This is a genomic window from Vreelandella hamiltonii (assembly GCF_014651795.1).
Lineage (GTDB): Bacteria > Pseudomonadota > Gammaproteobacteria > Pseudomonadales > Halomonadaceae > Vreelandella > Vreelandella hamiltonii.
The window spans coordinates 1-26164 of record NZ_BMXO01000014.1; the positions used below are offsets into that span (position 1 = coordinate 1).

The window sequence follows — 26164 nt, forward strand, 5'->3', positions numbered from 1 at the left end:
CGCTGCAAGGCGTTGAGCTAACGTGTACTAATGGCCCGTGAGGCTTGACCCTATAACACCCAAGGGGTCTGGTCGTGATGATAACGAAGAGTGTGAACGCACTCGCAACACCGGATACGCCGCAGTGAGCCAGAGCGCTTGCTGACAAGAGACGCACACAATACACGTCAACGAATACTCAGCATGATATGCATTACCTGTTACGCCTGACGACCATAGCACGCGTGAACCACCTGATCCCATGCCGAACTCAGAAGTGAAACCGCTTAGCGCCGATGGTAGTGTGGGGTCTCCCCATGTGAGAGTAGGTCATCGTCAGGCACTTATTACGAAACCCCGGCCTTATGGTCGGGGTTTTGTTTTTTGGGGGTCTCCCCCTGAAGAGTAGCGGAGCGCCGCCCGCCGGGTGGCCGGCCCGAACATCGTCAGGCACTTATATCGTAGAAAGCCCCGAGCACATTGTGTTCGGGGCTTTTTGCTGTGCGTTGCATATCTCAGGTGCTGAATACGCCGTATCGCTGATCAATGTATCGCTGATCAATGCACGATATTTGCTCAAAGCTGGCTGGCTTAACATAATTTATAACAACTCCTTACCCTTCTCATCTGGTGTACAACCCTGTGCTCTTTTAGGATATGACTGAACGATCTGGAGTTATGGCTCAGGAGGAGAACTACATGAATACGACGATCATCAAGAAGCTGGCGACTGCGCTTTTCATTGCGCTGATGGTAGGTGGTCTGGCGGCCTGTGATAATCAGGGCCCCGCCGAGGAGGCTGGCGAAAGCATTGATAACAGCATCGAAAGCGCCGGTGAAAGCCTGGAAGAGATGGGCGAGAGCATCGAAGAGTCTGCCGAAAACTAAATTTGAAAAACCAAATCTGAAAAACGAAGCAATGCATTACCCGCTATCCGAACATGACGGGTCAAGCATAAAAAAACAGCCGCTGAATCAGCGGCTGTTTTGCGTTGCAGCGGTCAATGACCAGCGTATCAGGCACCCGGGTTCTGCTCGATGCCTTGCAGGTACCAGGGAGCCTGGTCACGCATGGCGCGTGTGAGGTGCCAGGTTTCGTTGAACTCGGTCTGTTCGCCGTTCTCTTCCAGTAGGCCATGGAAGATGACCGTGGCTTCGGCAACGCCGTCGTACTCATTGATATCGCCAAGCTCGGCGAACAGGCGCACGACTTCCGTGCGGTTGTTGGCAGGCTCCTGCGCGCGCTCTTCGCGCAGCAGGTTGTAGAGCTCGGGGGTCACGTACTCCTGAATCTGGCTGAAGTCGTTATTGTCCCAGGCGCGCTGCAGCGTCATGAAGTGCTCCTTGGCGCCGCCGAGAAAGCGCTCTTTGTCGAACCAGTCAGGTGTGCTTTGCAGGCCGCTGGCTAAACTGCCGGGAGCCGCAGACGAAGAGAAGCTGGTGGGAGCGGGGGCAGCGTTACCATGCTGCTCGCGCTGGTAACCCGCTTGCGTGGCAGGACGACGTTGGCGCATGAAGGCGCGGAACGCAAAGATGGCGAGCGCCGCAACACCTACCATGACCAGCAGGTCCATCATGCGCAGCTCATCGAAGGCACCGCCAAAGAACAGCGCTGCCAGCAAGCCACCGGCCAGCAAGCCGCCCATCATGCCTCCCATACCGCCACGGCGTGCTGCGGCAGCGCCTGCCTGGCCCTGCTGGGCAGGCTGTGCCTGTTGCTGTGCGGGCGTGCTGGCAGGGCGGTCCGCCGAGCGAGACATGCTGCCCACGTTACCACCACCGCCCATGCGTCGTGCTTCGGCATGCTCGATGGCAGCACTCATACCCATCACGCTGACCAGCAGCATGACAAAAAACTGTCGTAACATTGAGGTTTCTCCCTTCAGGATGCAGAAAACGGAAGGCGCTGGGGACCCAGCTCCCAATCCATAAGCGATGGCCAGTGTACCGTGTAACGTCCTGTCTGGGTTATGCTGACACTCACTATAAAGACAAAAGTAGGGTGAAAAAGTGCGTATTCAAAAGACAGATAGTCTGCTGCTGCTGATCGATTTCCAGGCCGGATTGCTCCCCGTCATCGAGGGTGGCGAACTGGCCATTCGCGAAGCGGCCTGGCTGGCTGGAGTAGCCGAGATGCTGCAGGTGCCACGCTGGCTGACCGAACAGTACCCGGAGCGTTTAGGCGGCACGGAGGCGGGGCTGGTAAAGGCCGTGGGCACACATGAACGATGGCAAAAAACGCATTTCAGCGCCATGGAAGAGCCAGATTTTGCACAGGCCCTCAAAGCGCTGGGGCGGCATCAGATCGTCGTGTGTGGCACGGAAGCCCATATTTGCGTACTGCAAAGTGTGTTGGGCCTGCGAGAGGCGGGCTACGAGGTGTTCTGGCTGAGCGAAGCAACGGCTAGCCGTCGCCGCGAAGAGGCGCAGCTGGCCAAAGCGCGTGCCTGTGCGGCAGGCGCGGTGGCCGTCAGCGCCGACATGGTGGCGTATGAATGGCTGCACCGCTGTGACACCCCGCTTTTCAAGGAGGTGCACCAGCGATTCCTCAAACCGCGCTCACCGCAGCCGGTGACCTTTTTCTAGCGGTCCCGGTCGGCTTCCTTGCGTGTAAAGACCAGCGTATCGCCTTCCGATGCAGCCGAGTCGAAGCGATAACCTGCCACATCGAACAATGCCAGGGCATCGGGGTCGTTGATCTGTTGCTGGATGATCCACGCGCTCATCAAGCCACGGGCTTTCTTGGCATAGAAGCTGATGATCTTGAACGTACCGTTCTTTTCATCCTTGAACACTGGCGTAATGATGCGTGCATCCAGCTTCCGAGTGTCGATGGCCTTGAAGTATTCGTTCGAGGCCAGGTTGACCAGTACCCTGGAACCACTTTCTTCCATTGCCTGGTCGAGCGCGGGAGTCACCACAGGTTTCCAGTAGGCATAAAGGTCCTTGCCAGCATCGTTGGGCAGTTTGGTGCCCATTTCCAGACGGTAGGCCTGAATGAGATCCAGCGGGCGCAGCAAGCCGTAGAGACCTGAGAGGATACGCAGGTGCTGCTGCGCAAAGCGGTTGTCTGCCTCGCTGAAGGTCTCGGCCTGCAGGCCGGTATACACGTCCCCTTGAAATGCCTGAACGGCGGGCTTGGCGTTGTCGAGGGAGAAGGGGGGCTGCCATTCGGCAAAGCGCGCGGCATTGAGCCCGGCCAGCTTGTCGCTGATGCCCATCAAATCGCTCAGCTGTTGCGGTGAATAACCACGCAAGATATCGATCAGCGGCTGGCCATGCTCCAGAAAATCAGGCTGTGTCACCTGGTCGGTAGTGGATGGCGTTTCGAAATCCAGCGTTTTGGCCGGGGAAATGACGCTCAGCATGGCGGGCTCCTTTTGCCGTGACCAAGGATAAGCCACTGCCCTACGCTAACGTGCGGGCAGTGACGAGAAATCGTGCAGCTATTATATCAAGCCTTGGGGTGTGCCAAGGCTATCGGGGTGATAGCGGCAGGGCTATCGGGCGCAGGGGCATCAGGGGCAGGGATTTGGCATGCGGCGATGAATGTCATCGATGGCCGTAAGCACGTCTTCGTCCAGTTTGAGCCCTTCGCTGGCGAGGTTGCTTTCCAGCTGGTCCATGGTCGTCGCGCCGATGATGTTGCTGGTCAAGAAGCTGCGCGAGTTGACGAAGGCCAGCGCCATCTGCGCGGGGTCCAGGTCGTGCTCTCGGGCCAGGTCCACGTAAGCCTGTGTCGCTGCTTCCGCTTCGGGCGAGGTGTAGCGCTTGAAACGCTCATACAGCGTCAGGCGGCCCTTGGGAGGCTGGGCGCCGTTGAGGTATTTGCCTGACAGAACGCCAAAACCCAGTGGAGAATAGGCCAGCAGCCCGACGTCTTCACGATGAGCGATTTCCGCCAGTCCGACCTCGAAGGAACGGTTCAGCAAGTTGTAGGGGTTCTGAATGGAGGCGACCCGGGGCAGGCCCAACTGCTCCGACAGATGCAGCATGCGCATGACGCCCCAGGGGGTCTCGTTGGAGAGACCTACGGCGCGAATTTTGCCTGCATCGACGAGTTCCTTCAGTGCCGACAGTGTTTCTTCGAGCGATGTGGTCTCTTCTTGGGCATCGTGCACATAGCCCAGCTTGCCAAAAAAGTTGGTGCTGCGCTCGGGCCAGTGCAGTTGATAAAGATCCACGTAGTCGGTCTGGAGCCGCTCGAGACTGGTGTCGATGGCCTGATGAAGGTGCTCCCGGCTCATCTTGGGCCCGCCGCGAATATGATCCAGGCCCGGGCCGGCTGCCTTGGTGGCGATGATCACGTCATCACGGGCGCCGCGCGCCTGCAGCCATGTGCCAATGTAGCGTTCGGTGAGCCCCTGCGTCTCTGCCTTGGGGGGAACCGGATACATTTCCGCCGTGTCGATGAAGTTGATGCCAAACGCAACGGCGCGATCCAACTGTTCGTGAGCTTCGGCTTCGCTGTTTTGCTCACCAAAGGTCATGGTGCCTAAACACAGACGACTGACGTCGATGCCCGTTCTACCCAGGGGGCGCGTTTGCATTGACTCTCTCCTTAATTGAGACGTGATGTGCTCGGGTGGCAAGGCGCTGAGAAGCGCCATATTCGACCACTGGCAGCCATGTTAACGAGGCGCTACAAAAGCAGCAAATCAATAGGGTTGAGTCGGCGCCAAGGCAAGCGTATGCTTGCCAGCCCATTGATCGGCCCAGCGCTGATTTATCGCGTGGTTAGCGGCTCCTGAACGGCGCTAGCCGAAGTTTTCCAAGCAAAAGAGGCAGGGTGGTTTGCCATGCCGCAAGTATCATCGCTGTTGACTCGGCTGGAGTTTCGTCTGGCCGAGCAGCTGTTTCACACGCGTTGGCTGTTGCCGCGCTCGCCGCGTACCCAACGGCTGACGATGCGTCTTTTCAAGCGTTGTGCCGAAGCGGGCCACCCCGATGCGCAGTCGCTGTACGGACACATGCTGTTTCACCGTAGCGTGTCGCCTCAGGATAAAGCGCGCGGGGCTCGCTATGTATTGGAAGCTGCCCAGGCGGGTGATGTAAAGTCACAGTATCAGGTTGCGCATATCTACGAGCATGGCTGCGTGCAGTATCCGCGGCGCGAGGATTACGCGGTGACCTGGTATGCACGAGCGGCTCAAGCAGGCCATTATCTGGCGGCACAGCGTTTGGCACGTGCTTACAGCCGAGGTGAGCTAGGGCTGGTGGTGGACCAGGCTCAGGCAGCCTACTGGCTGCGCCTGGCTGAACAGCCTTTACTGGCAGGGCGCAGGGCTGCGGCGTGAGTGCGCTTGCAGCAGGTCGTTTGCCCGACGATAGACTGATGAGGAATGCAGTGTCCGAGACGCTACCAACAGTGCTGGATATTGAAGCGTCCGGATTTGGACGTGGCAGCTACCCGATCGAGGTTGGCATCGCGCGTGCCGACGGCAGCTGCTGCGCGTTTCTGATTCAGCCCCTCGAAGAGTGGACCCACTGGGATCCGAAGGCCGAACTGCTGCATGGTATTTCCCGTGATCGCTTGATCAAGGAGGGCTACCCGGTGCGCCAGGTGGCCCACTGGCTCAACGACGAGCTGCGCGGGCTTGGCAAGGCATACAGTGATAGCTGGGGCTACGACAATACCTGGCTGTCGCTGCTGTTCCATCATGCGGGCATGCTGCCTCGGTTTCGTCTGGAGGCGCTACGCATTCTGATGAGCGAAGAGCAGCAGGCGATCTGGAGTGCCACCAAGGAAGCCATCGTGGCCGAACGCAGTATCCATCGCCATCGGGCAGGCGAGGATGCGCGCCTGTTGCAACTGACGTATCAGCGCACCCTCGCCCAGCTGGTTCGCGCGTCCTGATTAGCGGAGCTGCGCTTCCAGCATGTCCAGCAAGTGAGCAGGCGTGGGCGCGTCCAGCAGCATGTCCCGCGTTGCCTGGGCCATGAATCCGTGGCCAACGGTGCCATCCAGGAAGGTCAGTAGCGGGGCATAGAAACCGTCGGTGTCCAGCAGGCCCATGGGCTTGTCATGGAGACCCAGATAGCCCCACGTCCATATCTCGAACAGCTCTTCAAACGTGCCAATGCCGCCGGGCAGGGCGATGAATGCATCGGCGTTGGCCGCCATGGTCGCCTTGCGTTCGTGCATGTTGGGTACGCGAATCAATTCGGTCAGCCCGAAGTGCGCCTGTTCGCGCTCCACCAGGTGGTCCGGCATGACGCCGATGACGTCACCGCCCGCAGCCAGGGCTGCATTGGCCAGCTCCCCCATCAGACCAACCCGTGCGCCACCATATACCAGGGTGTGGCCGCGCTGTGCCAGTGCGCTTCCCAGCGTATTCGCAGCGTGACGAAAGGCGGGGCTGCTGCCCTCGCGTGAACCGAGGTAGACACATATCCGTGACATGGTGACGAGTCCTTATCGTAAACGGGTAGGGGCGATATTTTGCTGCCGTATCAAGCTAGGCAGCGTTGCACGTCGTAATGCTCATCCATCCATTGGCCGATCACATTGTGGCCGCACAAGTGGTGTGCATACTGCGTGTGCAGGCAGCGTACCTGCTGCCAGTTGCTGATGCCGCCAACGCCACGTTCGGTGAGCACATCGGTATAGCCAAGCCGCGCGACTGCTTCCCGCTGGGCCTCGCTCATGAAATGCCAGCGTGCCGCCACGTAATCCTCATGGCTGTGTCGATAGGCGGCGAGAAACTCGGGTTCCTCCTGCAGGCGCTGCTCCAGCGACTTGATGACGCCCACGGCCTCGATACGCGAGATCTCGATCTTGAGCAGGTCCGAGCAGAGCCAGTACAGGGTAGGAAACGGTTTGTCGTCAACGATGGGGGCCATGCGCAGCACGAGAGGGGTGCCATGCGCATCGGTGGCTGCAACGGCTTCGATACCGCGTGGGGCACGCCCGAGCTGCTGGGTAATAATCGCCAGTTGGCGTTCGTCGGGTGCTTGGTCGGTACGAATAACCATTGCTGAGGGGTCTCACTGTTGGTCGTCTTGGACGAATTTGGTCGAACGGCCTACGGCTCTGAAAAAGCAGCGGTTCAGCTGTTCCGGTGACGCCACGTAGCGCCATTTCTCTTCACAGTACTCCGCCGCACGGGCCATCAGGGCGTCGTAGAGCCGATTGAACGGGGCATCATAATCGTAGGGGTCTGCGCCAAACAAGCGGATGTGCGGGTAATCGGCAAAACGCTCCATGAAATAGCGCTCCAGGTCGGCCTCGACGGCGCGGTGCTGCGCCGTATTGTCGGGATCGATCCAGAGATTGTAGCGGATAGCCATAAGGACTCCTGATGCCCTGCCCTGGGTGGCCCAAGCGGATCAGGCTGTTGCGGGCTCGGCGACTAAATGGGTGGAAAGTGCCCGACGCAGCTCTCCTTCGAGGGGGACGGCACGCTTGGCATGATGGTCATAATGCACCATGACCGTGTGTCCCAGGTTCGTCAACGTTTCGCGCTGGCGTGCTTCCTGTGTCACGGTGAAGGAGCTGTTGCCCAGCCGAGTCAGGTAGGTACGTATTTCGATATCGTGGCCATAAAACAGTTCAGCACGATAATCGATTTCCATTCGGGCCATGATCAGCCGCCACTGGCGTGGGTTCAGGTCGGGGGTGAAAAGCTTGAACAGATCGTTGCGTGCCAGCTCGAACCAGGCGGGCAGGCGGGTATTGTTGATATGGCCCAGAGCGTCGGTGTCGTAAAAGGCAGGCTCGATGATACGTGTAAACATCGTTTTATCCTTGTTATGGAGGCGTCAAAACACCTTGTCAGCATTCACCCAAGCGAGCGCTTGGTCAAGCGCGGCGTCGATGATACCAGGCAGTGAGCTGCATCCAGCCCAGCAGCCAGAGCGTCGCCACGGCAAACCCGGCCAGCGTGCCCCAGAAAAGCCCCAGCGTGTCATAGGTATAGGAAACGCACAGCGCATAGCACAGCAGTGAGCCCAAGCCCATGGGGTAGTGTTTGATGACCGTGGCCACCGGCGCATGTCCGTGATTCAAGTGCAGGATGAGCAAAAAAGGCAGCATGGTGACGGGGAAAGCCGCCAAGGTTCCCGCCCACTGAGGGGGCACCCAATGGGCAATCCGAGTGATGGTGAAGATGATGACGGTGGCCAGCGTGGCGCGTGCCAATAACGCTGACCAGGAAAACGCTCTGCCTGCCGAGCTTTTGACATCGGGCACCACACGAAATAGCCAGCTGAACAGCACGATGGCACACAGCGTGACCAGCGTACCGGTGACCCGCGTGAAGCTGAATTGTGCCAGCAGCGTACTGACGGCCAGCCAGGCAGCGAAACCGCCCAGTACGCCGCCGAGTACGCCCGGCATGCCGGGTCGGCGCCCCGCCACGATGTAACCAGCCCCAAGGGCCATGGTGGCGGTAAAGCCCGCCAGGGTGTGAACGGCACTTTCGCTGGCAAAGGCGGGTGAGATTTCCAAACCGATGAAAAACAGCGCCAGTGCCGTGCCCAGCGGGTAGCCCGAGAGCAACCCGGCCACGCGCGGGCTGGCGCGAACGGCGACCGCCCCCAGACCCAATACCATGCTGACTGACAACCCCAGTTTGGCCAGTTGCCAGGTGAGCGGAACTTCTATCATGCGGCGTTTTCCTTGCTTTATTATGTGATTTATTAGTGGTGTGACAAACGTACGAGGCTCCAGACCGTGACGCGGACGACCCCCTCAAAACAGCATGCGCTTTCACCGCCCCCCAAGCCGCCGTGCTGTGAGCTATGTCAGCGCGACACCGCATTGACCAAGCATCACCTGATCCCCCGCACGCTGCATGACAAGCCGCGTTACCAGAAGCGGCATAGCCGTGAAGAGCGGCTGACGGCGATCGTCTGGATCTGCCACCCCTGCCATAAGCATATCCACCGCCTCTATAGCGAGCGTGAATTGGCCGACCGCTTTGCCAGCTTGGAAGCGCTGCAGGCAGACCCGGAGATTCACGCCTTCGTGACGTGGCTGGCTACCAAACCTGCTGGTTTCAAGCCCAAATCGCCGGTGCGCAAGCGCCGCTGAGCCCGTTTTCAGCCAGAGCCTAAACCAGGCGCAGCCCCTGCTGGTCTTGCCAGGCCGCCTCCAGCGCTTGCTCGAGCGGTGCCTTGAGATGCTCGGGCAGTGCGGCATGGGCATCGTTCAGCGACACGAAATCACGGTTGCGCAGCCAGCAGTAGGCCCAGGCGCACGCCTCTTCTTCGCTTTGCGGCGCAGGGCGGGCAGGCATCTGGTTGAGCAGAAACACCGCCGTACGAGGCGCCCAGAGCGGTATTTCAGCGCTCTTCTCTACGCTCCACTGTCGGAGTGTCGCGCCATTGGGGGTCGATTCCGGCGTGCCCAACTTCGCGACGCGAGCCGTTTCCGCCAGAATCAGCGCCAACTGGTCTCCATCGGCTCTGCCTAGCGACAGCCACTGATGCAGCAGCGCCGGGAGCCCCCTGCGCACCTTGGTATAAAAGTCATCTTGCGGCATGCTGCGTGACTACCTCGTAAACATAAGTGAGACCGATCATGGCATTCGATTTTGCCACGCCTGTTGAGCGACGCGCCCCTGCTGGAGGTTATGCATCCCAAAAATGGCACCGCTTTGGTGCCGACGTGTTGCCGCTGTGGGTGGCCGACATGGACTTTCGCTCGCCCCCTGCCGTGATAGACGCGCTGCGGGCACGGGTCGATCATGGCGTCTACGGGTACGGCGAAGTGCCCGCCAGTTTGCCCGATACTCTCTGCCAATGGAGCGCCCAGCACTATGGCTGGACGATTGAGCCGAGCTGGCAGCAGTGGCTGCCAGGCGTGGTGCCGGCGCTGCACTTTGCCGCCATGGCGCTGACCCAGCCAGGCGAAGGCATCTTGACGGTCGCCCCGATCTATCCTCCCTTCATGGCGGTGGCTGCCCGTACAGGGCGCGTGGCGCAGCAGGCGATGTTAGCCGAGCCCGCCGCCCCTGGCGAGCCCTGGACGCTGGATATTGCCGCGCTGGAAGCGGCCATTACCCCACAAACGCGGCTGCTGCTATGGTGCCATCCCCACAACCCAACGGGGCGCGTCTGGTCCACAGAGGAACTGACGGCCCTGGCAGCGTTTGTGGAGCGCCATGACCTGTGGGTGGTCTCGGATGAACTGCACTGTGACCTGCTATTGGGAGAGGGCGACAAGCATCGCCCGTTGGCGGCCATGTTTCCCACCCTGGCCAAGCGCACCATCACGCTGTGGGCACCGTCCAAAACCTTCAACCTGGCCGGGTTGACCAGCGCCTGTGCCGTCATCGCCGATGCCGAACTGAGAGAGCGCTTTGCCACGGCCACCAAAGGGTTCTTGCCCGATGGCAATGTGCTGGGACTGGTGGCTGCCGAGGCCGCCTACCGTGACGGGGAGCCGTGGCGGCAGGCGTTGCTGGAGGTGCTACGCAGCCACCGGGCAACGCTGGAAGCACGCGTGGCCACGTGGCCCGGTGTTTCGCTGAGCGCGCCAGAGTCCACCTATCTGGCGTGGCTGGATATGCGTGAGGCGGGTCTGGGGGCGTCTCCCGCTCAGGTGCTGTTGGAGCAGGCAGGCGTCGCGTTGTCGGACGGTGCCGCGTTTGGCTGCCCGGGGTTCGTGCGGCTCAATTTTGGAACCACCGCTTCCCAGCTGGAAGCGGCGTTATCGCGGATGGATACGCTATTAAACGCGTGATGCGCTGTGCCGACTGTGCAGCATCAATAAAGCAGGGCAAACAGCTTGCGGCGGTAGGTGACCGTCAACGGGTGGTCGGCTCCCAGCGCATCGAACACCTGCAGTAGCGTTTTGCGGGCCGCGTCGTCGTTATAGGCGCGGTCCTGCTTCATCAGCGCCAGCAGGGCTTCCAGGCCTGCGTCGTACTGGCCATCGGCCACCTGGCGCAGCGCCCGCTGGTATTGAGCTTCGCTATCCGTGCGCTCGCCCAGTGCAGCGATCTCTTCGGCAGGTAGCGCCTGTTCGCTGAACTCGATGCTGGCGCGCACACCGCGCGCGGGCGCGGCATCGCGCTCTTCGGGGGGCAAATTGTCCAACACACTGCGCGCCTCTTCACCGCGGCCTTCGGCGACCAGCGCTTTGGCCAAACCCACCTGATACGCGTAGTGCTCGGGATATTGGCCCATCAGCGTTTGGTAGATCTCCCGTGCGCCAGCGGCGTCGCCAGCCCCCAAGGCTTCCTCTGCCTGCTCTTCGGGGCTGAGCGGTGCGTCACCGGGAGCAGGGAAGTAGCGATTGAGCCACTCGCGGACTTCTTTCTCTGGCAACGCCCCCTGGAAGCTATCCACCAGTCCACCCTGGCTCACCAGCTTCACGTCTGGTACCGAACGCACGCCAAGCTGGCTGGCAATTTCCGGGTTGGCTTCCACGTCCAGCGTGGCCAGCAGAAACGCCCCGGCATACTCGACGGCCAGCTTCTCGAGCACCGGCATCAGGTTTTTGCACGGCTCGCACCAGGGAGCCCAGCAATCCAGGAGTACCGGTACCTGCATGGACGCTTCCAGCACCTGCTGAATATTGCCCGCGTTCAGTTCGATGATGACCTCTTCGCGAGTAACGGAGGGGCGCTCGCCCTGTGCAGCAGCACTCTGGCTGGTCGCGGGGTCGGCCGTCAAAGGGTTGCCGGTGCGTGGATCGATAATCGACATGGGTAAACTCTGCATCGCGTGAAAAAGGGATTACCCTTGGATATGCAGGCGCGAGGCGGAGGATTCAAGCAATGTGTTGGAAATAAAACGTTGGCCGCAAAAGTTTTGCTGCACAAATGACACGCACAAAAAAGCCGATCCTCGAAAGAATCGGCTTTTCTATGTTGGGTAGCGGGGACCGGATTTGAACCGATGACCTTCCCGGGGTGATCAAGAGCTGAGCCCGACGAGCTGCCTCCCTGTGCACTTACCGCATAGGCACAAAAAAGCCGATCCTCGAAAGAATCGGCTTTTCTATGTTGGCTAGCGGGAAGCGGATTTGAACCGATGACCTTCCCGGGGTGATCAAGAGCTGAGCCCGACGAGCTACCTCTCTGTGCACTTACCGCACAGGCACAAAAAAGCCGATCCTCGAAAGAATCGGCTTTTTCTATATTTGGTAGCGGGGACCGGATTTGAACCGATGACCTTCGGGTTATGAGCCCGACGAGCTACCAGACTGCTCCACCCCGCATCAACGTGTGGCGTATTCTACGCATTTTTATCGCCAAGTCAACCCCTTCGATAAAACGCTTTTATGCTGGCGGTCATGGTCATCGTGCTGCAACATGGCCAGAGTATAGCTATGCTTTCAATAGGCATAATAAAAAGCATGCTGTCAGCAGGCCGTCTCTACATTCACGCGGCGTGCTGTAAGTGAAAAAAGCGTGAAGGCGCTTATTCAAAGTGGCTTGCGACGCCATAACAGTGCTTACAGTCCAAGCCATTTGTCATATCAGGGAGGTAGTCAATGGCCAATCAAGCCCCCGTCGCCTGGGTAACTGGTGGAACTGGTGGAATCGGAACGGCAATCTGCCGCGCGTTGGCAGATGCGGGTTATTTGGTAGTGGCGGGGTATCACAACCCTGACAAGGCCAAGACGTGGCTGGAAGCGCAGCAGGCCGATGGCTATGACAACATTGCATTGTCCGGTGTGGATTTGTCCGACCACAATGCCTGTGTCGAAGGTGCCCGCGAGATCCACGAAAAGCATGGTCCCATCAGTGTGCTGGTCAACTGTGCCGGTATCACTCGCGATGGCACCATGAAAAAGATGTCCTACGAACAGTGGTATCAAGTCATTGATACCAACCTCAATACGGTATTCAACACGTGTCGCAGCGTGATCGAGATGATGCTGGAGAATGGCTACGGCCGGATCATCAACATCTCTTCCATCAACGGACGTAAAGGCCAGTTTGGCCAGGTGAACTATGCGGCGGCCAAGGCCGGTATGCATGGTTTGACCATGTCGCTGGCGCAGGAAACGGCCACCAAGGGGATTACGGTCAATACCGTGTCGCCGGGCTATATCGCCACCGATATGATCATGAAGATCCCCGAGTCGGTGCGCGAGGCGATCCGCGAAACCATTCCGGTGAAGCGCTACGGCACACCGGAAGAGATTGGTCGCCTGGTGACGTTCCTGGCGGACAAGGAGTCAGGGTTCATTACCGGCGCCAATATCGACATCAACGGCGGTCAGTTCATGGGTTAAGCCCTGCTGCCAAGCGCGGCGCTCCACAAGAGCGACGTGGAAAACGGGAGGCCATGCGCCTCCCGTTTGCATGCGTGCCGAACGACGTGTGCGGTTAGTTCAAGGCTGGGGCGGTCTGGCCAGCCGCTGCAGCATGCGGTCGATTTCAGACGCTTCTTTTTGCCACAACGGGCTGGGTAACGGTCCTAGGGCGAGCAGTTCGGCCAAGACGTCATTCAGCTCATCGACGGGGCTGCGCGTTTGATGGATACCGCTGTTGAGCCGCTCGACCTGAATGGCCAGGCGCAGCGGCTCGTCACGTTGATTGACGGTTCCTAGCGCCAGCAACGAAAGATGCACCCTCAGGCGGGCCAGTGGCTCTTCCAGAGCGTTATCCTGCGCGGGCGTGCTGGCGGCAAGCAGTGCTTGTCGCGCCTGATTGCGCTGTTGATGAGCGTGTGCAAAGGGCTCGGGTAGCGGCCTGTCATGCATGTCGGGCAACTCGACGTCAGCAGCAGGCCCGCCTTGCAACACTTGCTGGTCGGCCTGCAGGTGCGCATGGACGAGTGGCATCAGCGCTTGCCATTGGTGCACGGCCTCGGTCATGGCCAGCCGGTTCAGACGCTCGCGTTTGGCGCGCACGATGCCGCCCAAACGGCGCTGCATGCCCTCGCTGCGCCGATGCCTGGGCAGGGGTTCCCACTGCTCGATACGAGAGAGATACTCCTCGAGGGTGCGGGTATCGCTGGCGCGGGTGGGCTGCCAGCTTTCCATTTCATCGATGATCTCCTGCAACTGATCCAGGGACTGCTGTTGTCGCGTGGCTTGGGCCTGCTTGCGTGCTTCCCGCTGTGCAAACAGCTGGTCGCAGGCGCTGCGGAAGGCTTTCCAAAGGGCCTGTTCCTCACCTTTTGGCGCACGTCCCAGGGTTCGCCACTGCTGTTGCAGCTGTTTGGTGCGCGCAATGCGCGCTTCCAGCGGCTGGGCGTCATCGCTTTGCAGAGCATTGACCTGTTCGATCAGATCGCGCTTTTGGTTGGCAATCTGCTCCGCTCGCTGATCGATCAAGGCCTGGAGGCGATGGCGAATGGCGCCAAATCGTCGGCCAATCGCTTCGCCATGCTCGCGTGGCACGGGAGAGTAGTGGCGCCACTGAAGACGTGCCTTGTCACGAATTTCTCGTAGCGCGTCCGGGTCGGCATCCTCGGCCGGCTGGGCCAACAGGGTTTCGAGCTGTTCGCAGAGCGCTTCACGGCCACGCAGATTGGCGTCGCGCTCGGCGTCGAGCTGAGCGCGCCAAGGGGCCAGGCGCTCGTGAATCCGGTCGGAGGCGTGGCGAAAGCGTGCGGATTGCTCGCGATTGGCGGCGGCATCTCCCAGCGCTTTCCACTCCTTGACCAGTTGACGGTGATGGCGGTCCAGTGCCGCTTCGGCCATGTGCTGGTCATCGGCCAGGGCCTCGATGCTGGCGCACAGCTGTTCACGTTTGGGGCCTGCCACGAAGCCGCGCCAGTCCCGCAGTTCGGCCAGTCGGGCGCCTAGCTGCTTGAGTCGGCGCTTGAGGGGCTGGGCCTCGTCGCCGGACAGCGCTTCTATCAGAGGCTTGAGGCGCTGGTGCTGGCGGCTGGCGCTTTTGAACGAGCCGCGCTCCAGCAGATGCTCGAAGCTGTCCAGGTCGGCTGCCAGGGCCTCGAGCGAGGGCCCCGAGGGTGGTGAGGCGCTGGTCTTGGGCGTATGTGCCAGCTGTTTTTGCGCCTGGATCAGCAGGGCGGGAGGCGTCAAGGTGGCAGGCCAGTCGCACTGGGTCATCAGTGCGCGGAGCGCCGTGGTGTCATGCTGGACCACCGCTTGTTCCAGTGCACTGCGTACCGACAGCCAGCGCTGCCAGGCCTCCACGCAGTGTTCGTACTGCTGCAGCACATGGAAATAGCGCTGCTGGGCAGTCTCATGGGGGGCGTGTTGATCGGAGAGCGCTTGCCAACGCTGGTCCAGCAGCTGTCGCTGGGCGCGCAGGCTATCGATATCCTGAGCCGTCAGGTCGGTGCCGTGGGTCAGGCCTTCCAGCGTTTCTTCGAGCCCGCTCAAAAGCTGATCGCGAGTGTTCTCTAGTTCGGCTCTTCTTGCCAGGCTTTGCTGGCGTGCCTGCTCCTGTGCTTCATGGTCTTGCAGCGTTTTGCGGCAACCCAGTACGGCCTGCTGGAAGCGTTGCTCCTGTTCGGCAGTGGCCGGGTGATCCAACTGACGCCATTCCCGCTCGAGGTGGCGAAAGCGACCGCCATAGAGTGGTTCCCAGGGCGCGTGAGCGTGCTTTTCCATTTGCGTCAGGAGGTGTTCGCGTTGAGCCAACTGATTGGCCAGCCATTCGGCATCGTCGCGACGCTGGGTGAGCTTTTCCTTGGCCAGCCGCACCACTTGTCGGTCGCGCCGGGCTTCTTTCAACAAGCGCTTGAGGTTGTATTCTCCGGTGATGCGCTCGGCTGCCTGCTGGCGAACGACTGCCACGCTGTTATGACAGGCGTGCTCCACCAGGACCTGCTCATCGGTAATCCGCTCCAGGGCGGCAAGGCGCAGGCTCAGGTTGTCGCCTTGGCCAGCCAACGCGTTCAACACTCGTGGGTCGCTCAGCTCGGCCACCAGGGTTTGGCGCGTGGTGAGATCGGTGCGGCCCTCGGCCCCGGCAAGTCGCTGGCAAAGCGCGTTGAACCACGCCTCATTAGCGGCTTGCCCGGAATAGCCTGCCATCAAGCCTTTCAGGTCATCCAGCGCCAGCAAAGCGGCCAGTGCGACGTCGGCGTTGTCGTCCCGGGCGAGCGTGACAAGCGCGGTGCGCTGCTCAGGATGCTGCGGGTCCAGCGTGTGAAGTGCCTTGAGACGCACCTCGGGATCGGGGTGTTGCCACCGAGGAGCGAACAGGCGTCGTAACAGTCCGTGCATGGATCATCCTGCCAAGAGGTGCGTAACATGAAAAAAATCAGCCATCGATGAGTAGGCGGTTGCAGTCATCGTCGCTGTCGCTTAGCTTTGCCCTATGGTTGTGAGTTTTCCAGTCAATCACAACCCAAGGCGCGAGATTGCGCTACCCTTATTTTACCTGAACAAGACATGGAGTTCGGCCATGAGCCTCAACGCCAACAGTGCCGACATAGCCTTCACCTTCAAAGGCGGCATGCTGCCGATGACCGTCATGGAGTTGACCAGTGCTGATCCGGAGCGCATCCGGCGTCAGTTGGCAGGCAAGTTGTCGCAATCACCCGCGTTCTTTCAGCATACACCGGTTGTGTTGAGTGTGGAAAAGCTCGATGAGCCGCACCTGGCGCTGGAGCGTATCTGTGCCGTATGTCGCGATCACAAGCTGTTGCCCGTGGCCGTACGCGGAGGCGCCGAGCCGATCCGCCAGTCTGCCTGGGCGCTGGGGCTGGGCTGGTTTGCCCCGGTAGAAGAGGGGCGTGCAAGGGCATTGGAAAGCGTCGCGCCGCTGGCTGAACCAACCCAAGAAGATGAGGAAGAAGCGCTTCAGCCCGCGCAAGTGCCGGGGGTTACGCGCCTCTACAGAGGGACGGTGCGCTCCGGGCAGCAGGTAAGCTCTGCCGCAGGCGACCTGATCGTGATTGGCGCGGTGAACGCAGGCGCCGAAGTATTGGCGGCAGGCAGTATTCATATTTACGGTGCCTTGCGAGGGCGTGCCCTGGCAGGTATTCATGGCAATACCGATGCCGGCATCTACTGCCGGGAACTGGAAGCCGAGCTGCTGTCTGTGGCGGGCAACTACAAGCGTCTGGAAGATATCGACTCTCAACTGCTGGGGCGGGCAGCTGAGGTGCATTTCATCGCGGAACAGCTGGATATCAAACCTTTGGACTGAGCCGAGTGGCTGAACCGCCGGGCAGAGGCTGATGTTTTCTGCCTAGCGACGCCGCCCTCGCGATCCGTTACAGTACCGCTTTTGACGACATTGATGTTCCCGTTAGGTGAATAGCGCCACGGCGCTCGCCATAAACGACTTCAAGAAGGAAGTGACTCTTGGCCAAAATTATTGTGGTGACCTCTGGTAAAGGGGGGGTCGGTAAAACTACCAGCGCTGCGGCGATTTCGACGGGCCTGGCACTGCGCGGAAAGAAAACCGTAGTGATCGATTTCGATGTGGGGCTGCGTAACCTGGACCTGATCATGGGGTGCGAGCGTCGCGTGGTCTACGATCTGGTCAACGTGATCCAGGGAGAGGCTGGTCTGAATCAGGCGTTGATTCGTGACAAGCGGGTAGAGAACCTGTTTATCCTCCCCGCGTCGCAAACCCGCGACAAGGATGCGCTGACTCAGGAAGGCGTGGAAAAGATCCTGGAGCAGTTGAAGGAAGACTTCGACTTCATCCTGTGTGATTCCCCGGCAGGTATCGAGCGTGGCGCCCAGTTGGCCATGTACTTTGCTGACGAAGCCATCGTGGTGACCAATCCCGAAGTGTCGTCGGTACGTGATTCGGATCGTATTCTGGGCCTGTTGGGCTCGAAAACCCAGCGTGCCGAGCAGGGGCTGGAGCCGGTCAAGGAGCACCTGTTGATCACCCGCTACAACCCGTCGCGTGTGACCTCGGGCGACATGCTCACGCTGGAAGACATTCGCGAGATTCTGGCCATCGACCTGTTGGGGTTGATTCCGGAATCCGAAGCGGTGCTGCGCGCTTCCAACCAGGGGGTGCCGGTGACCCACGATGCGGCCAGTGATGCTGGGCAAGCCTACACCGACACTGTGTCTCGGCTGCTGGGTGAAGAGATGCCGCTGCGTTTTCATGAGCTTCAGCGCAAGGGATTGCTGAGCCGGATGTTTGGGGGTAGTCGTCGATGAAACTGCTGGAATTCTTGAAGCGTGAGCGCAAGAAATCCGCCTCGGTGGCCAAGGAACGATTGCAAATCATCGTGGCGCATCAGCGTAGCCAGCGTGGTCAGCCAGACTACATGCCGCTGCTTGAGCGCGAACTGCTGGAAGTCATCCGCCGCTATGTGCACGTGGATGACGATGCCATTCAAATCTCCCTGGACAGTGAAGACAACTGTTCGGTACTGGAGCTGAACGTGACGTTGCCCAAGAGCTAGAGGCTGGGCGATGTAGCGGCGATAGGCGTCGTGGGTGTGCTAGTCTTGAGCTTTTGTTCCCACCCGACCCGCATGGGCGTTGCCTGTGGGTGGGGGATTTCGCTCAAGGGAGTATGCATTCATGGCGCCATCCCATGCCGCCCCGGCCAGTTTTCTATGGCACGACTACGAGACCTTCGGTGCTGACCCACGCCGTGATCGGCCTGCCCAGTTTGCGGCACTGCGCACCGACGCCGAGCTCAACGAAATCGGCGATCCCATCGAGCTCTACTGCAAGCCCGCCGACGACTACCTGCCGCATCCGGCAGCCTGTCTGATTACCGGCATCACGCCTCAGAAAGCCCGTCGCAAAGGGCTGCCGGAAGCCCAGTTTGCCCAGCAGGTACAGCGCGCCATGAGCGAGCCGGGCACCTGTGTCGCGGGTTACAACAGCCTGCGCTTCGACGATGAAGTCTCCCGCCACCTGTTTTATCGTAACCTGCTCGACCCCTATGCCCGTGAGTGGCAGAACGGCAATTCTCGCTGGGACCTGATCGACGTCGTACGGGCTTTTTACGCGCTGCGCCCGGAGGGTATCGAGTGGCCGCTACGTGACGATGGCGCACCCAGCTTCAAACTGGAGCATCTGACGGCGGCCAACGGCATTGCCCATGAAGGGGCCCACGATGCGGTGGCCGATGTGCGTGCCACCATTGCCCTGGCCAGATTGCTCAAGACGCGTAATCCCAAGCTGTTCGACTACTTGCTGGGCCTGCGCGGCAAACGGGCGGTGGCCCAGCAGCTGGATTTGCCGAATGCCAAGCCGCTGCTGCATATCTCGCGCCGCTACCCGGCCAGTCGTGGCTGTAGCGCCCTGGTCATGCCCTTGGCCGAGCATCCCACCAACCCCAACGGGGTGATCGTCTATGACCTGAGCGTGGCACCGGACGACCTGCTCTCATTGAGTGCCGAGCAGATTCGTGAGCGGGTGTTCGTCAGCCAGCAGGATCTTTCTGAAGGCGAGGCGCGTATTCCCCTCAAGGTGATTCACATCAACCGCTGCCCGGTGGTCTTTCCAGCCACGGTGCTCAAGGATATCGAGGGTGAGCACAAGGGAGAGTACGGGGCGATTGCTGCTCGGCTGGGCGTCGATATTGCGGCCTGCCGAGGGCACTGGAAAACCCTGCGCGCTGCCACCGGGGTGGCCCAGAAGGTCAGAGAGGTGTTTGATGCCAAGCATGACGCATCGCCCCAGGACCCTGACCTGATGCTGTACGCCGGCAGCTTTTTCTCGGCGGCAGACCGCCAGCAGATGGAAAGCGTGCTGGCCATGGAGCCGTGGGATCTGGTGGGCCAGCGCTTTGCCTTTCAGGACCCGCGTCTGGAAGAGATGCTGTTCCGTTTCCGCGCCCGTAGCTATCCGGAAACGCTGGAAGGCGATGAGCGTGAGCAGTGGGAAGCTTTTCGCTGGATGCGCATGAACGATCCGGCGTTATCCGGGTTTACCTTGAAAGCGTTTGCCCGAGAAATCGAACGGTACAATCAGCAGTCGCTGAGTGACCATGAGCGGCAGATACTGGAAGAGCTGGTGATGTACGTGGAGGCCATGATGCCCGCCCAGGCGTTCGACGCCTGAGCGGGGTGGAAGGCTAGCGCTCGTTGAAGGAGGCGCGTGCGTTTCGGTAGGCCGTGATGTCGCTGGGCGCGTCACCTGGGTCGAAGCGGATGTCCAGACGATGGCCGAGCAGCTCGGGCCACAGTGTCTGCAGCGCTTCCGGGGTAACGTCCAGAGCCAGCTCGGCCAGCCGCTCGCGGCGGTCAAAACGAATCTCTTCCAGCGCCGTGGCCTGCCAGTAGCGGTTGGCCATGCCCTGCAGGCTGGTGTCCCGCTGGCGCAGCCGGTCGTGCACGGCCTGACGGTGCGCGGCCAGCTCCTCATCGCTCAGCGCCTCGAGGCGCGCTTGCGCCTGGTGCAAGAAGTCATCCATACGCTCGGCGATCGTGGCGCTATCCACATCGGGCGACTGCACGATCAGCGCAACCCCCGGTGCTTCCAGTAGCGGCGAGTAGCCCGCATTGACGATATAGCCCAGCTGCTCTTCGGTACGCAGCTGCTGGTAGAACGGCGTATCCAGCCACTGTGCCAGGACGCTGAGTCGTGCCTGCTCTTCGAGGCTCTGATCTCGCCCTTGCAGGTAGCGGAGTACCAGCGACTCTTCACGGGTGCTGTGAGGCTGTAGCGTGGTGGATTCATCGGCCACCCGCAGCGGCTGCAGGGTGGGAATGTCGTCACGGCTCAGACGTGGCGTCAGGGCGCCGCGGATCAGACTGGCCTGCTCCCGTGCCTGGTCGGCGGTCAGGTTACCCACGGCCATGGCGTCGATGTACAGATTGCCCAGGAAGCGGCGCCGGAAGTTGTCTAGGTGCTGTTTCTCCAGGCGCTGGCTTGCTTCCAGCAGCTCGGCACTGGACCACTGCGGGGTCAGCAGGGCTTCGCCCAGCGCGCGGCTGGCCTGTCCGGTGAGCGATGCCTGCGGTGCATTACGCCACTCGCGTTGCAGCTGGTAGCGCACGCGCTCGAAGGCACTTGCCGAAATGTCGGCCTGCTGGAGCTGCGCAATGGCCTGCTCGATCAGCGGCGTTTGCCCATCCCGCCAACCCGAGAACGACAGCGTGATGCCGCGTGCATGGGGGTAGGCGCTGAAGGCTTGCCCTGCCAGCCAGGCGGGGTAGAGCGATTCGTTGAGGCTGTCGTTCAGCCAGCTGGCCAGCAGACGTGTCAGCACCGCTTCTTCGGCTGAGTAGCTGGCGCTGGGGTGCTGCAGGCTGACCCGCCATTCGACGCTGGGCGTGTTGAATCGGCTGTCCTGCATGTGCCAGGCGGCAAAGGTCTCCGTGTCGATGAGCGAGGAGGGGCGCTCGTCCTGGCCGGGTTGCAGCGTCAGGTCTTCGGCAATGAAGGGGTTGGGTTCTGCCAGCGCCAGGCCCTCCAGGGCCCGGCCCGGCTGGGCGGGCGTCTGCTCGCGCCACTGGGTGTTGAACCAGGGCGAGACCTGTTCGCTTTCGATATCCGGGGCGGAGTAGAAACGCAGCATGTTCTGAGGCGTCAGCGCATCCAGGTACTCCTGCTGGCGCTCGCTATCCATGCCATCCATACGATACGGCGCGTACTGCACGTCTTCCACGGGGTAGCGCGAAAGGCTCATGGCCAGGCGCGTGGCTTCCTGTTGGGGCGCGCCGTGCTGCTGGAAGCGGAAGGCTTGCTCGCTCAACCGCTGCTGTTCCTCATAGCGCCATTCGGCCAGGCCCTCTTCGCGGATCTGTTCGATGGCGGCAAAGAGGGTAGCCTCGATATCGTCCAGCCGCTCGGCCCCGGCGGGGGTCAGGCTGATGGAGACGGTGAACAGAGCGTCGTTGCCGTCACCGCGGCCCACGCCGGCCGACAGCCCATCGGCCAATCCTGCCTGGCGGAGCACGGCCAGTAAGCTGCCGTCGCTCTCGTCACCCAGAAGGTGAGACATGAGCTGGGTAGGCTTGGTGCGGTATTCGTCCGTGGGGTCTGGGATCGGAAAATAAAAGCGCAGCTGGCGGCGGTCCTGCAGTGACTGACGCTCGATATAGCGGGGGAGCGTGTCCGAATCCACCAGCGGTGCATCGATCACCGGCACGCTGAGACCGTGATCCGGGATCTCGGCAAAGCGCTCGACCACCAGGCTTTCCAGCTCGTCCAGCGGCTGGGGAGCGACCACGGCCAGGTTCATCACATTGGCATCGTAGTAGCGATGATAGAAGTCGATCACCCTTTCGCGCAGCGTGGCCTCGCCCTCTGGCGGGCTGGCCAGGGTGTCACGGCTGCCCACGGCAAAGCCGGTGGTGGCGTTCGCCGGGTTGAGCAACTGGTTCAGGACGTCGTTCTCGCGCCGCGATTCGTCACGTATGCGCGCCATGTACTCGGAGTGGACGATATTGCGTTCGCTCTCCAGCTGGTCGGCATTGAACAGCGGTGAGAGGAAGAATTCGCTGAAGCGGTCCAGGGCGCCGGGCAGTGCCGAGGGCGCGACATCGAAGAAGTAGTTGGTGTCCTGCTGGGCAGTGAAGGCGTTGTGGGAGCCCGCATTATCGGAAATGAAACGCTGGTAGGCATCCGACTGGGGGTAGGGTTCGGTGCCCAGAAACAGCATGTGTTCCAGGAAGTGCGCCAGCCCCTGCAGGTCTTCCGGGTCTTGTGCACTGCCGACCCGCACGTTCATGGAGGCCGCCGCCTTGTCGGCATTGGGATCGCTGACCAGCAGCGCCTGCAGGCCATTTTCCAGCGTCAGTACCCGGTAGTCACGCTCGTCGAAGGGGCTGACGGTGGGGGTCACGACGTCGGTAATAGGGCTCTCTTCGGCCCAGGCGCCGGGCAGAGCCCCCCAAAGTAGCCCTGTAGACAGGCCAAGGACGATGTGCCGCGCAGCAAGGCGCGGCGGGTAAGCAGGGATGAGTCGCAGCATTACAGCTCCTGTGGCACGGTCCAGCGCAGCATGGGCCCAACGGGATGCGCGCAGGAGGGTGACTGAAAGGCAGGGTTGTTCACATGCCTTGATACCGGAAAAGCGCCCAACAGTTCCAGAGGGGCCGGCATCAATAGCGGTGTCAGTTGGTCGGGGTCGGTGTTCGGGTCCAGCCATGTCGATACGTCTTCGGGGGCGATCACCACCGGCAGGCGATCGGTCAGCGGTGACAGGCAGGCATTGGCCGGCACGCTGATCAAGGCCGTCGAGTCGGTAAAGGTCGTCAAGGTGGTGTGGTAGCGGCACCAGAGGGCGCCCAGCAGAAGGGGCGCGCGCTGCACGTGGGTCACCAGATAAGGCTGCTTGTTGCGCGCCTGGGGCTTCCAGACATAAAAGCCGCTCACCGGGATCACGCAGCGCCGGGCGTTGAACGCCTCCTGAAACATGGCGCGTTTGCTCAGGGTTTCGGCCCTGGCACAGTGGGGGGCGTGGTCGAGCACTTTCAGCCAAGGGGGGGTAAGGCCCCAGAACAGCGGTGCCAGCGTCATGCGGCCCTGCGCCATGCGAATGGCAGAGACGGGCTGGCGCGGGGCCATGTTCGGCGACTCGATCAGCGGCGCCGCCGAGGCCAGCGCTGGCAATAGACGAGCGAGCGGTAAGCGCTGTACGTGTAGGCGTCCCGTCATGCGGTCTCCTCGAGTGCAACGCGGTCGCTTGACTGCCACTGGGCAAGGTCAAAACGGTGTAAGCGGTGTGAATACGTTAAATGTCGTGTTTTAGTGTCGAAAACAGTGTTCGATGTAAGGTATCCTATCGTAGTCCTTGCTCTCGCTAAAGCGCGATGAGGCAATCTTTCCTGTTTGCCGTTGACCCTAAGAGATCGCCATGGCCCGTCCCAGACAGCATGCGCCCGACGCCCTCCATACGCAGGTCATGCACGCTTGTGATGAGTGGTTGGCTCAGCAGCCAGTTCATGGCCTATCACTGCGTGCCCTGGCCCGAGAAGTGGGCTGTGCGCCCAGTACCCTGCTCAAGTTATATGGCAGCTTCAATAACCTGTTGCAGCATGTCAACGTTGAGACCCTGGCCCGGTTGCAGCAGACCATTACCGGCTTGGCGGCCGATGACCCTGAACCCTGGCTGCGTGCTCTGGCGCATGCCTATTGGCGCTTTGCCGAGCAGGATTGTTACCGCTGGCAGCTGTTGTTCGACTATCCGCTGGCCCAGGAGGGTGAGCTGGATCAGCGCCAAAGCGATCTCATCGAGGCGCTGTTTACCCAAGTGGAAACCTCACTGAAACAGTACCAACCCGCGCTGGACGACCTCGAAGCGCGCCGCCTGGGGCGCACGCTGTGGGGAAGTGTGCATGGCCTGGTGCAGTTGGGGTTGAATGAACGGCTTGGCTACTGGCAGGGGCAGCAGCTGAAGGTCGATGAGTTGCTGGACCAGTTGATGAGCACGGTTCTGGCCGGATTGCGGCACCGGGAGGCGGTGACGTGACAGGAGGGGTGAAGGCGCTTCGCCGCCTGCTACGTCGATTGATCTATCTCGCCATGCGTGGCTGCTATCGGCTGACGGTGCATGGGCAAGGGCATGTGCCGAAACAAGGCGCTGCGCTGGTGGTGTGCAACCATGTCAGTTTCATGGACGCTCTGGTGCTGGGAGGCGCCAGCCCCCGACCGCTGCGGTTCGTGATGGACCAGCCCATCTTCGAGTCCCGCTGGCTCAAGTGGTGGTTTCAACTGGTAGGTGCCATTCCCATCGAGTCGGAGCGCCATAGCCCCGGCGCGCTGCGGCGCACGCTGGACGAGGTCAGCAAGGCGCTGCGCGACGGCGACGTGGTCATGGTGTTTCCAGAAGGGCGCTTGACCCCCGATGGCGAGATTCACACCTTTCGCCGTGGGCTGGAGACCATTCTGGCTCGTGACAACGTGCCGGTGATCCCTGCCGGGCTGGCCGGGCTGTGGGGTTCGTGGACGTCACATCACGGCGGAAAAGCCTTGAAGAAGTGGCCGTCGCGGTTCAGGGCGCCGGTCAGCCTGCACTTTGGCCCGCCCATTGCCGTGCAAGAGGTGGAGGGAGTTGCCCTGCGGCGCTACCTGGAGACTCGGGTAAGAGCGCTCAAGGCAGCGGCCGATAGCGACATCGCGCACCGTTAGCCGCGTCAACGACGCGGCAGGCGGAGCTTCTGCCAACAGCGGGCGGAAGTGATCAGGTTGTCGCGAATCTCGAGAATTTCCATCCGCGTATTGCCTATCTGCAGGCAGGCCGGGCCGTCCGGGAAAGATTCCAGATGTTCGAGAATCAGCCCGTTGAGGGTTTTCGGACCGTCAGTGGGCAGTTGCCAGCCCAGCATCTTGTTGATCTCGCGGATATTGGCCGTGCCTTCTATGACGTGGCTGCCATCGTCCTGCTGATGAATCTCTTCGTCTTCGGACACGTCGGTGGTGAACTCGCCGACGATCTCTTCCAGAATGTCTTCCAGAGTGACCAGTCCTTCCACATCGCCATACTCGTCGACGACGATGCCGATGCGCCGTTTCTGTTTCTGGAAATTCAGCAGTTGGGTATGCAGCGGTGTCGACTCGGGAATGAAATAGGGCTCGCGTGCTTCCTGAACGATGGCGGCCTTGGTGACTTCATCGCGGGATAAAAAGCGCGCTGCGTTACGCAGGTGCAGCATGCCGATGATGTTGTTGATATCACCTTTATAGACTGGCAAGCGAGTATGCTGGCTGGTGCGGATCTGGGTCAGGATCTCTTCCAGGGAATCATCCAGATCGATACCCAGCACTTCATGCCGCGGCACCATGATGTCGTTCACCGTGACGTTTTCGAGATCCAGAATCGACAGCAGCATGGCCCGGTGGCGGTAAGGAATCAGGGTGCCTGCTTCATGCACCACGGTACGCAGCTCGTCGCGGGTCAGGCTGTCACCGCCGTTGTCGACGCTTTTCACGCCAACGAGCCTCAGCAGTCCATTGGAGACTACATTGACCAGCCATACCAGCGGGTAGAGCAGCTTGAGCAACGGCTCCAGGGCCATCGAAGTGGGGTAGGCGATGCGTTCGGGCTTGATGGCCGCGTAGGTCTTGGGCGTGACCTCGGCAAAGACCAGGATGGTGATGGTCAGCAATGCTGTCGAGATGGCCGGGCCCGTGACATCGCCAAAAAAGTGAATGGCGATGATGGTCGCGATGGATGCGGCTAGGTTGTTGACGAAGTTGTTGCCAATCAGGATGACGCCAATCAGGCGGTCGGGACGTGTCAGCAGGCGCATGACCCGTTTGGCACGGCGGTCGCCGCTGTTTGCCTGGTGGCTGAGTCGATAGCGGTTGATCGACATCATGCCCGTTTCGGAGCTGGAGAAGAAGGCAGACAGTAAAATCAGCAAGGCTAGCAGGCCGAACAGTAACCCCAGGGGGAAGTCGTCGCTCAAGTCGAATGTTCCTTTA

Annotated in this window: 27 protein-coding genes, 1 tRNA gene and 1 rRNA gene; 14 read left to right on the forward strand and 15 right to left on the reverse strand. The window is 60.9% G+C overall.

Features of this window, described 5'->3' with window-relative positions; all coding sequences use genetic code 11:
- The first annotated feature begins 205 nt into the window (after window positions 1-205).
- Window positions 206-321: ribosomal RNA gene (rrf, locus tag IE061_RS13505) — 5S ribosomal RNA — on the forward strand.
- Window positions 322-678: 357 nt separating this feature from the next.
- On the forward strand, window positions 679-867 hold the full coding sequence (locus IE061_RS13510; RefSeq protein ID WP_016915953.1) for a hypothetical protein: 189 nt from the start codon (window positions 679-681) through the stop codon (window positions 865-867).
- A gap of 128 nt (window positions 868-995) precedes the next feature.
- Here IE061_RS13510 and IE061_RS13515 read toward each other — a convergent pair whose 3' ends face one another.
- Window positions 996-1847, reverse strand: coding sequence for a Tim44 domain-containing protein (locus IE061_RS13515; RefSeq protein ID WP_144984767.1), 852 nt, complete (start codon window positions 1845-1847; stop codon window positions 996-998).
- A 142-nt stretch (window positions 1848-1989) separates the two neighbouring features.
- On the opposite strand from IE061_RS13515, the gene IE061_RS13520 reads away from it, so the two are divergent.
- A complete protein-coding gene (locus tag IE061_RS13520; protein WP_144984764.1) occupies window positions 1990-2565 on the forward strand; it encodes an isochorismatase family protein in 576 nt (191 codons plus the stop codon).
- Here the strand turns inward: IE061_RS13520 and yaaA are convergent.
- A complete protein-coding gene (yaaA, locus tag IE061_RS13525) occupies window positions 2562-3347 on the reverse strand; it encodes a peroxide stress protein YaaA (RefSeq protein WP_193461840.1) in 786 nt (261 codons plus the stop codon). The genes IE061_RS13520 and yaaA overlap by 4 nt on opposite strands.
- Window positions 3348-3497: 150 nt before the next feature.
- On the reverse strand, window positions 3498-4529 hold the full coding sequence (locus IE061_RS13530; RefSeq protein ID WP_144984761.1) for an NADP(H)-dependent aldo-keto reductase: 1032 nt from the start codon (window positions 4527-4529) through the stop codon (window positions 3498-3500).
- Window positions 4530-4778: 249 nt separating this feature from the next.
- Here IE061_RS13530 and IE061_RS13535 point away from each other — a divergent pair, with 249 nt between their 5' ends.
- Both IE061_RS13535 and IE061_RS13540 read left to right on the forward strand, forming a co-directional pair.
- Window positions 4779-5276: a tetratricopeptide repeat protein gene (locus IE061_RS13535; protein ID WP_039183448.1), complete on the forward strand. Its 498-nt coding sequence runs from the start codon at window positions 4779-4781 to the stop codon at window positions 5274-5276.
- 50 nt (window positions 5277-5326) lie between these two features.
- Window positions 5327-5836, forward strand: a complete 510-nt coding sequence (locus IE061_RS13540) for a hypothetical protein (RefSeq protein WP_039183447.1) — start codon at window positions 5327-5329, stop codon at window positions 5834-5836.
- On the opposite strand, the gene IE061_RS13545 is transcribed toward IE061_RS13540, so the two are convergent.
- The 5 genes from IE061_RS13545 to IE061_RS13565 form a co-directional block, all read right to left on the reverse strand.
- Window positions 5837-6382 carry an LOG family protein gene (locus IE061_RS13545; protein WP_039183446.1) on the reverse strand — a complete coding sequence of 182 codons (546 nt, stop codon included), beginning with the start codon at window positions 6380-6382 and terminating at the stop codon, window positions 5837-5839. It abuts the gene before it with no gap.
- 50 nt (window positions 6383-6432) lie between these two features.
- Window positions 6433-6954: a DUF501 domain-containing protein gene (locus tag IE061_RS13550; RefSeq protein WP_193461841.1), complete on the reverse strand. Its 522-nt coding sequence runs from the start codon at window positions 6952-6954 to the stop codon at window positions 6433-6435.
- Window positions 6955-6966: 12 nt separating this feature from the next.
- Window positions 6967-7269, reverse strand: a complete 303-nt coding sequence (locus IE061_RS13555) for a hypothetical protein (protein ID WP_016915962.1) — start codon at window positions 7267-7269, stop codon at window positions 6967-6969.
- A gap of 39 nt (window positions 7270-7308) precedes the next feature.
- The gene (locus IE061_RS13560) at window positions 7309-7716 is read right to left on the reverse strand and encodes an acyl-CoA thioesterase (protein ID WP_039183441.1); all 408 of its coding nucleotides are present in this window, start codon (window positions 7714-7716) and stop codon (window positions 7309-7311) included.
- A 64-nt stretch (window positions 7717-7780) separates the two neighbouring features.
- Complete coding sequence (locus tag IE061_RS13565; protein WP_039183438.1) at window positions 7781-8587, reverse strand: hypothetical protein; 807 nt, start codon at window positions 8585-8587, stop codon at window positions 7781-7783.
- Window positions 8588-8653: 66 nt separating this feature from the next.
- Here IE061_RS13565 and IE061_RS13570 point away from each other — a divergent pair, with 66 nt between their 5' ends.
- Entirely contained in the window at window positions 8654-9013 is a 360-nt protein-coding gene (locus IE061_RS13570; RefSeq protein WP_039183435.1) for a hypothetical protein, read from the forward strand.
- A gap of 19 nt (window positions 9014-9032) precedes the next feature.
- Here IE061_RS13570 and IE061_RS13575 read toward each other — a convergent pair whose 3' ends face one another.
- Window positions 9033-9464 carry a hypothetical protein gene (locus tag IE061_RS13575; RefSeq protein WP_193461842.1) on the reverse strand — a complete coding sequence of 144 codons (432 nt, stop codon included), beginning with the start codon at window positions 9462-9464 and terminating at the stop codon, window positions 9033-9035.
- Window positions 9465-9502: 38 nt separating this feature from the next.
- Between IE061_RS13575 and IE061_RS13580 the strand changes: the two genes are divergently transcribed.
- The gene (locus IE061_RS13580) at window positions 9503-10666 is read left to right on the forward strand and encodes a MalY/PatB family protein (RefSeq protein ID WP_193461843.1); all 1164 of its coding nucleotides are present in this window, start codon (window positions 9503-9505) and stop codon (window positions 10664-10666) included.
- Between the two features lie 23 nt (window positions 10667-10689).
- Here the strand turns inward: IE061_RS13580 and IE061_RS13585 are convergent, their stop codons facing one another.
- Both IE061_RS13585 and IE061_RS13590 read right to left on the reverse strand, forming a co-directional pair.
- Window positions 10690-11634, reverse strand: coding sequence for a tetratricopeptide repeat protein (locus tag IE061_RS13585; protein WP_081193835.1), 945 nt, complete (start codon window positions 11632-11634; stop codon window positions 10690-10692).
- Between the two features lie 437 nt (window positions 11635-12071).
- Window positions 12072-12148 (reverse strand) — tRNA-Met (locus tag IE061_RS13590).
- Between the two features lie 276 nt (window positions 12149-12424).
- On the opposite strand from IE061_RS13590, the gene phbB reads away from it, so the two are divergent.
- Window positions 12425-13171: an acetoacetyl-CoA reductase gene (gene phbB, locus IE061_RS13595; protein ID WP_039183428.1), complete on the forward strand. Its 747-nt coding sequence runs from the start codon at window positions 12425-12427 to the stop codon at window positions 13169-13171.
- A gap of 99 nt (window positions 13172-13270) precedes the next feature.
- Here the strand turns inward: phbB and IE061_RS13600 are convergent, their stop codons facing one another.
- Window positions 13271-16084 (reverse strand): DUF349 domain-containing protein, encoded by a 2814-nt coding sequence (locus tag IE061_RS13600; RefSeq protein WP_193461844.1) that lies wholly within the window; start codon window positions 16082-16084, stop codon window positions 13271-13273.
- A gap of 181 nt (window positions 16085-16265) precedes the next feature.
- Here IE061_RS13600 and minC point away from each other — a divergent pair, with 181 nt between their 5' ends.
- The 4 genes from minC to sbcB all read left to right on the forward strand — a co-directional run bounded on the left by minC (window position 16266) and on the right by sbcB (window position 19852).
- Window positions 16266-17012, forward strand: a complete 747-nt coding sequence (minC, locus tag IE061_RS13605) for a septum site-determining protein MinC (protein ID WP_144984738.1) — start codon at window positions 16266-16268, stop codon at window positions 17010-17012.
- Window positions 17013-17170: 158 nt separating this feature from the next.
- Window positions 17171-17989: a septum site-determining protein MinD gene (gene minD, locus IE061_RS13610; protein ID WP_144984735.1), complete on the forward strand. Its 819-nt coding sequence runs from the start codon at window positions 17171-17173 to the stop codon at window positions 17987-17989.
- On the forward strand, window positions 17986-18237 hold the full coding sequence (minE, locus tag IE061_RS13615; RefSeq protein ID WP_016915987.1) for a cell division topological specificity factor MinE: 252 nt from the start codon (window positions 17986-17988) through the stop codon (window positions 18235-18237). Before minD ends, minE begins: the two co-directional genes overlap by 4 nt.
- Before the next feature lie 121 nt (window positions 18238-18358).
- Window positions 18359-19852: an exodeoxyribonuclease I gene (sbcB, locus tag IE061_RS13620; protein ID WP_189463768.1), complete on the forward strand. Its 1494-nt coding sequence runs from the start codon at window positions 18359-18361 to the stop codon at window positions 19850-19852.
- 13 nt (window positions 19853-19865) lie between these two features.
- Here the strand turns inward: sbcB and IE061_RS13625 are convergent, their stop codons facing one another.
- Both IE061_RS13625 and IE061_RS13630 read right to left on the reverse strand, forming a co-directional pair.
- Complete coding sequence (locus IE061_RS13625; RefSeq protein WP_189463767.1) at window positions 19866-22709, reverse strand: insulinase family protein; 2844 nt, start codon at window positions 22707-22709, stop codon at window positions 19866-19868.
- Entirely contained in the window at window positions 22709-23395 is a 687-nt protein-coding gene (locus IE061_RS13630; RefSeq protein WP_096921550.1) for an SOS response-associated peptidase, read from the reverse strand. The genes IE061_RS13625 and IE061_RS13630 overlap by 1 nt, the downstream gene beginning before the upstream one ends.
- A gap of 199 nt (window positions 23396-23594) precedes the next feature.
- On the opposite strand from IE061_RS13630, the gene IE061_RS13635 reads away from it, so the two are divergent.
- A complete protein-coding gene (locus IE061_RS13635) occupies window positions 23595-24209 on the forward strand; it encodes a TetR/AcrR family transcriptional regulator (protein WP_039183407.1) in 615 nt (204 codons plus the stop codon).
- Complete coding sequence (locus tag IE061_RS13640) at window positions 24206-24868, forward strand: 1-acyl-sn-glycerol-3-phosphate acyltransferase (RefSeq protein ID WP_039183404.1); 663 nt, start codon at window positions 24206-24208, stop codon at window positions 24866-24868. The genes IE061_RS13635 and IE061_RS13640 overlap by 4 nt, the downstream gene beginning before the upstream one ends.
- Window positions 24869-24873: 5 nt before the next feature.
- Here IE061_RS13640 and IE061_RS13645 read toward each other — a convergent pair whose 3' ends face one another.
- Window positions 24874-26148 (reverse strand): HlyC/CorC family transporter, encoded by a 1275-nt coding sequence (locus tag IE061_RS13645; RefSeq protein ID WP_039183401.1) that lies wholly within the window; start codon window positions 26146-26148, stop codon window positions 24874-24876.
- Between the last annotated feature and the right edge of the window lie 16 nt (window positions 26149-26164).

Excerpts from the sequence above, each read along its gene's own strand:
- IE061_RS13510 (WP_016915953.1), top strand. The coding sequence starts at position 679 with ATGAATACGACGATCATCAAGAAGCTGGCGACTGCGCTTTTCATTGCG.
- IE061_RS13515 (WP_144984767.1), bottom strand. The coding sequence starts at position 1,847 with ATGTTACGACAGTTTTTTGTCATGCTGCTGGTCAGCGTGATGGGTATG.
- yaaA (WP_193461840.1), bottom strand. The coding sequence starts at position 3,347 with ATGCTGAGCGTCATTTCCCCGGCCAAAACGCTGGATTTCGAAACGCCA.
- IE061_RS13530 (WP_144984761.1), bottom strand. The coding sequence starts at position 4,529 with ATGCAAACGCGCCCCCTGGGTAGAACGGGCATCGACGTCAGTCGTCTG.
- IE061_RS13535 (WP_039183448.1), top strand. The coding sequence starts at position 4,779 with ATGCCGCAAGTATCATCGCTGTTGACTCGGCTGGAGTTTCGTCTGGCC.
- IE061_RS13545 (WP_039183446.1), bottom strand. The coding sequence starts at position 6,382 with ATGTCACGGATATGTGTCTACCTCGGTTCACGCGAGGGCAGCAGCCCC.
- IE061_RS13550 (WP_193461841.1), bottom strand. The coding sequence starts at position 6,954 with ATGGTTATTCGTACCGACCAAGCACCCGACGAACGCCAACTGGCGATT.
- IE061_RS13555 (WP_016915962.1), bottom strand. The coding sequence starts at position 7,269 with ATGGCTATCCGCTACAATCTCTGGATCGATCCCGACAATACGGCGCAG.
- IE061_RS13560 (WP_039183441.1), bottom strand. The coding sequence starts at position 7,716 with ATGTTTACACGTATCATCGAGCCTGCCTTTTACGACACCGACGCTCTG.
- IE061_RS13565 (WP_039183438.1), bottom strand. The coding sequence starts at position 8,587 with ATGATAGAAGTTCCGCTCACCTGGCAACTGGCCAAACTGGGGTTGTCA.
- IE061_RS13575 (WP_193461842.1), bottom strand. The coding sequence starts at position 9,464 with ATGCCGCAAGATGACTTTTATACCAAGGTGCGCAGGGGGCTCCCGGCG.
- IE061_RS13580 (WP_193461843.1), top strand. The coding sequence starts at position 9,503 with ATGGCATTCGATTTTGCCACGCCTGTTGAGCGACGCGCCCCTGCTGGA.
- IE061_RS13585 (WP_081193835.1), bottom strand. The coding sequence starts at position 11,634 with ATGTCGATTATCGATCCACGCACCGGCAACCCTTTGACGGCCGACCCC.
- phbB (WP_039183428.1), top strand. The coding sequence starts at position 12,425 with ATGGCCAATCAAGCCCCCGTCGCCTGGGTAACTGGTGGAACTGGTGGA.
- IE061_RS13600 (WP_193461844.1), bottom strand. The coding sequence starts at position 16,084 with ATGCACGGACTGTTACGACGCCTGTTCGCTCCTCGGTGGCAACACCCC.
- minC (WP_144984738.1), top strand. The coding sequence starts at position 16,266 with ATGAGCCTCAACGCCAACAGTGCCGACATAGCCTTCACCTTCAAAGGC.
- minE (WP_016915987.1), top strand. The coding sequence starts at position 17,986 with ATGAAACTGCTGGAATTCTTGAAGCGTGAGCGCAAGAAATCCGCCTCG.
- sbcB (WP_189463768.1), top strand. The coding sequence starts at position 18,359 with ATGGCGCCATCCCATGCCGCCCCGGCCAGTTTTCTATGGCACGACTAC.
- IE061_RS13625 (WP_189463767.1), bottom strand. The coding sequence starts at position 22,709 with ATGCTGCGACTCATCCCTGCTTACCCGCCGCGCCTTGCTGCGCGGCAC.
- IE061_RS13630 (WP_096921550.1), bottom strand. The coding sequence starts at position 23,395 with ATGACGGGACGCCTACACGTACAGCGCTTACCGCTCGCTCGTCTATTG.
- IE061_RS13635 (WP_039183407.1), top strand. The coding sequence starts at position 23,595 with ATGGCCCGTCCCAGACAGCATGCGCCCGACGCCCTCCATACGCAGGTC.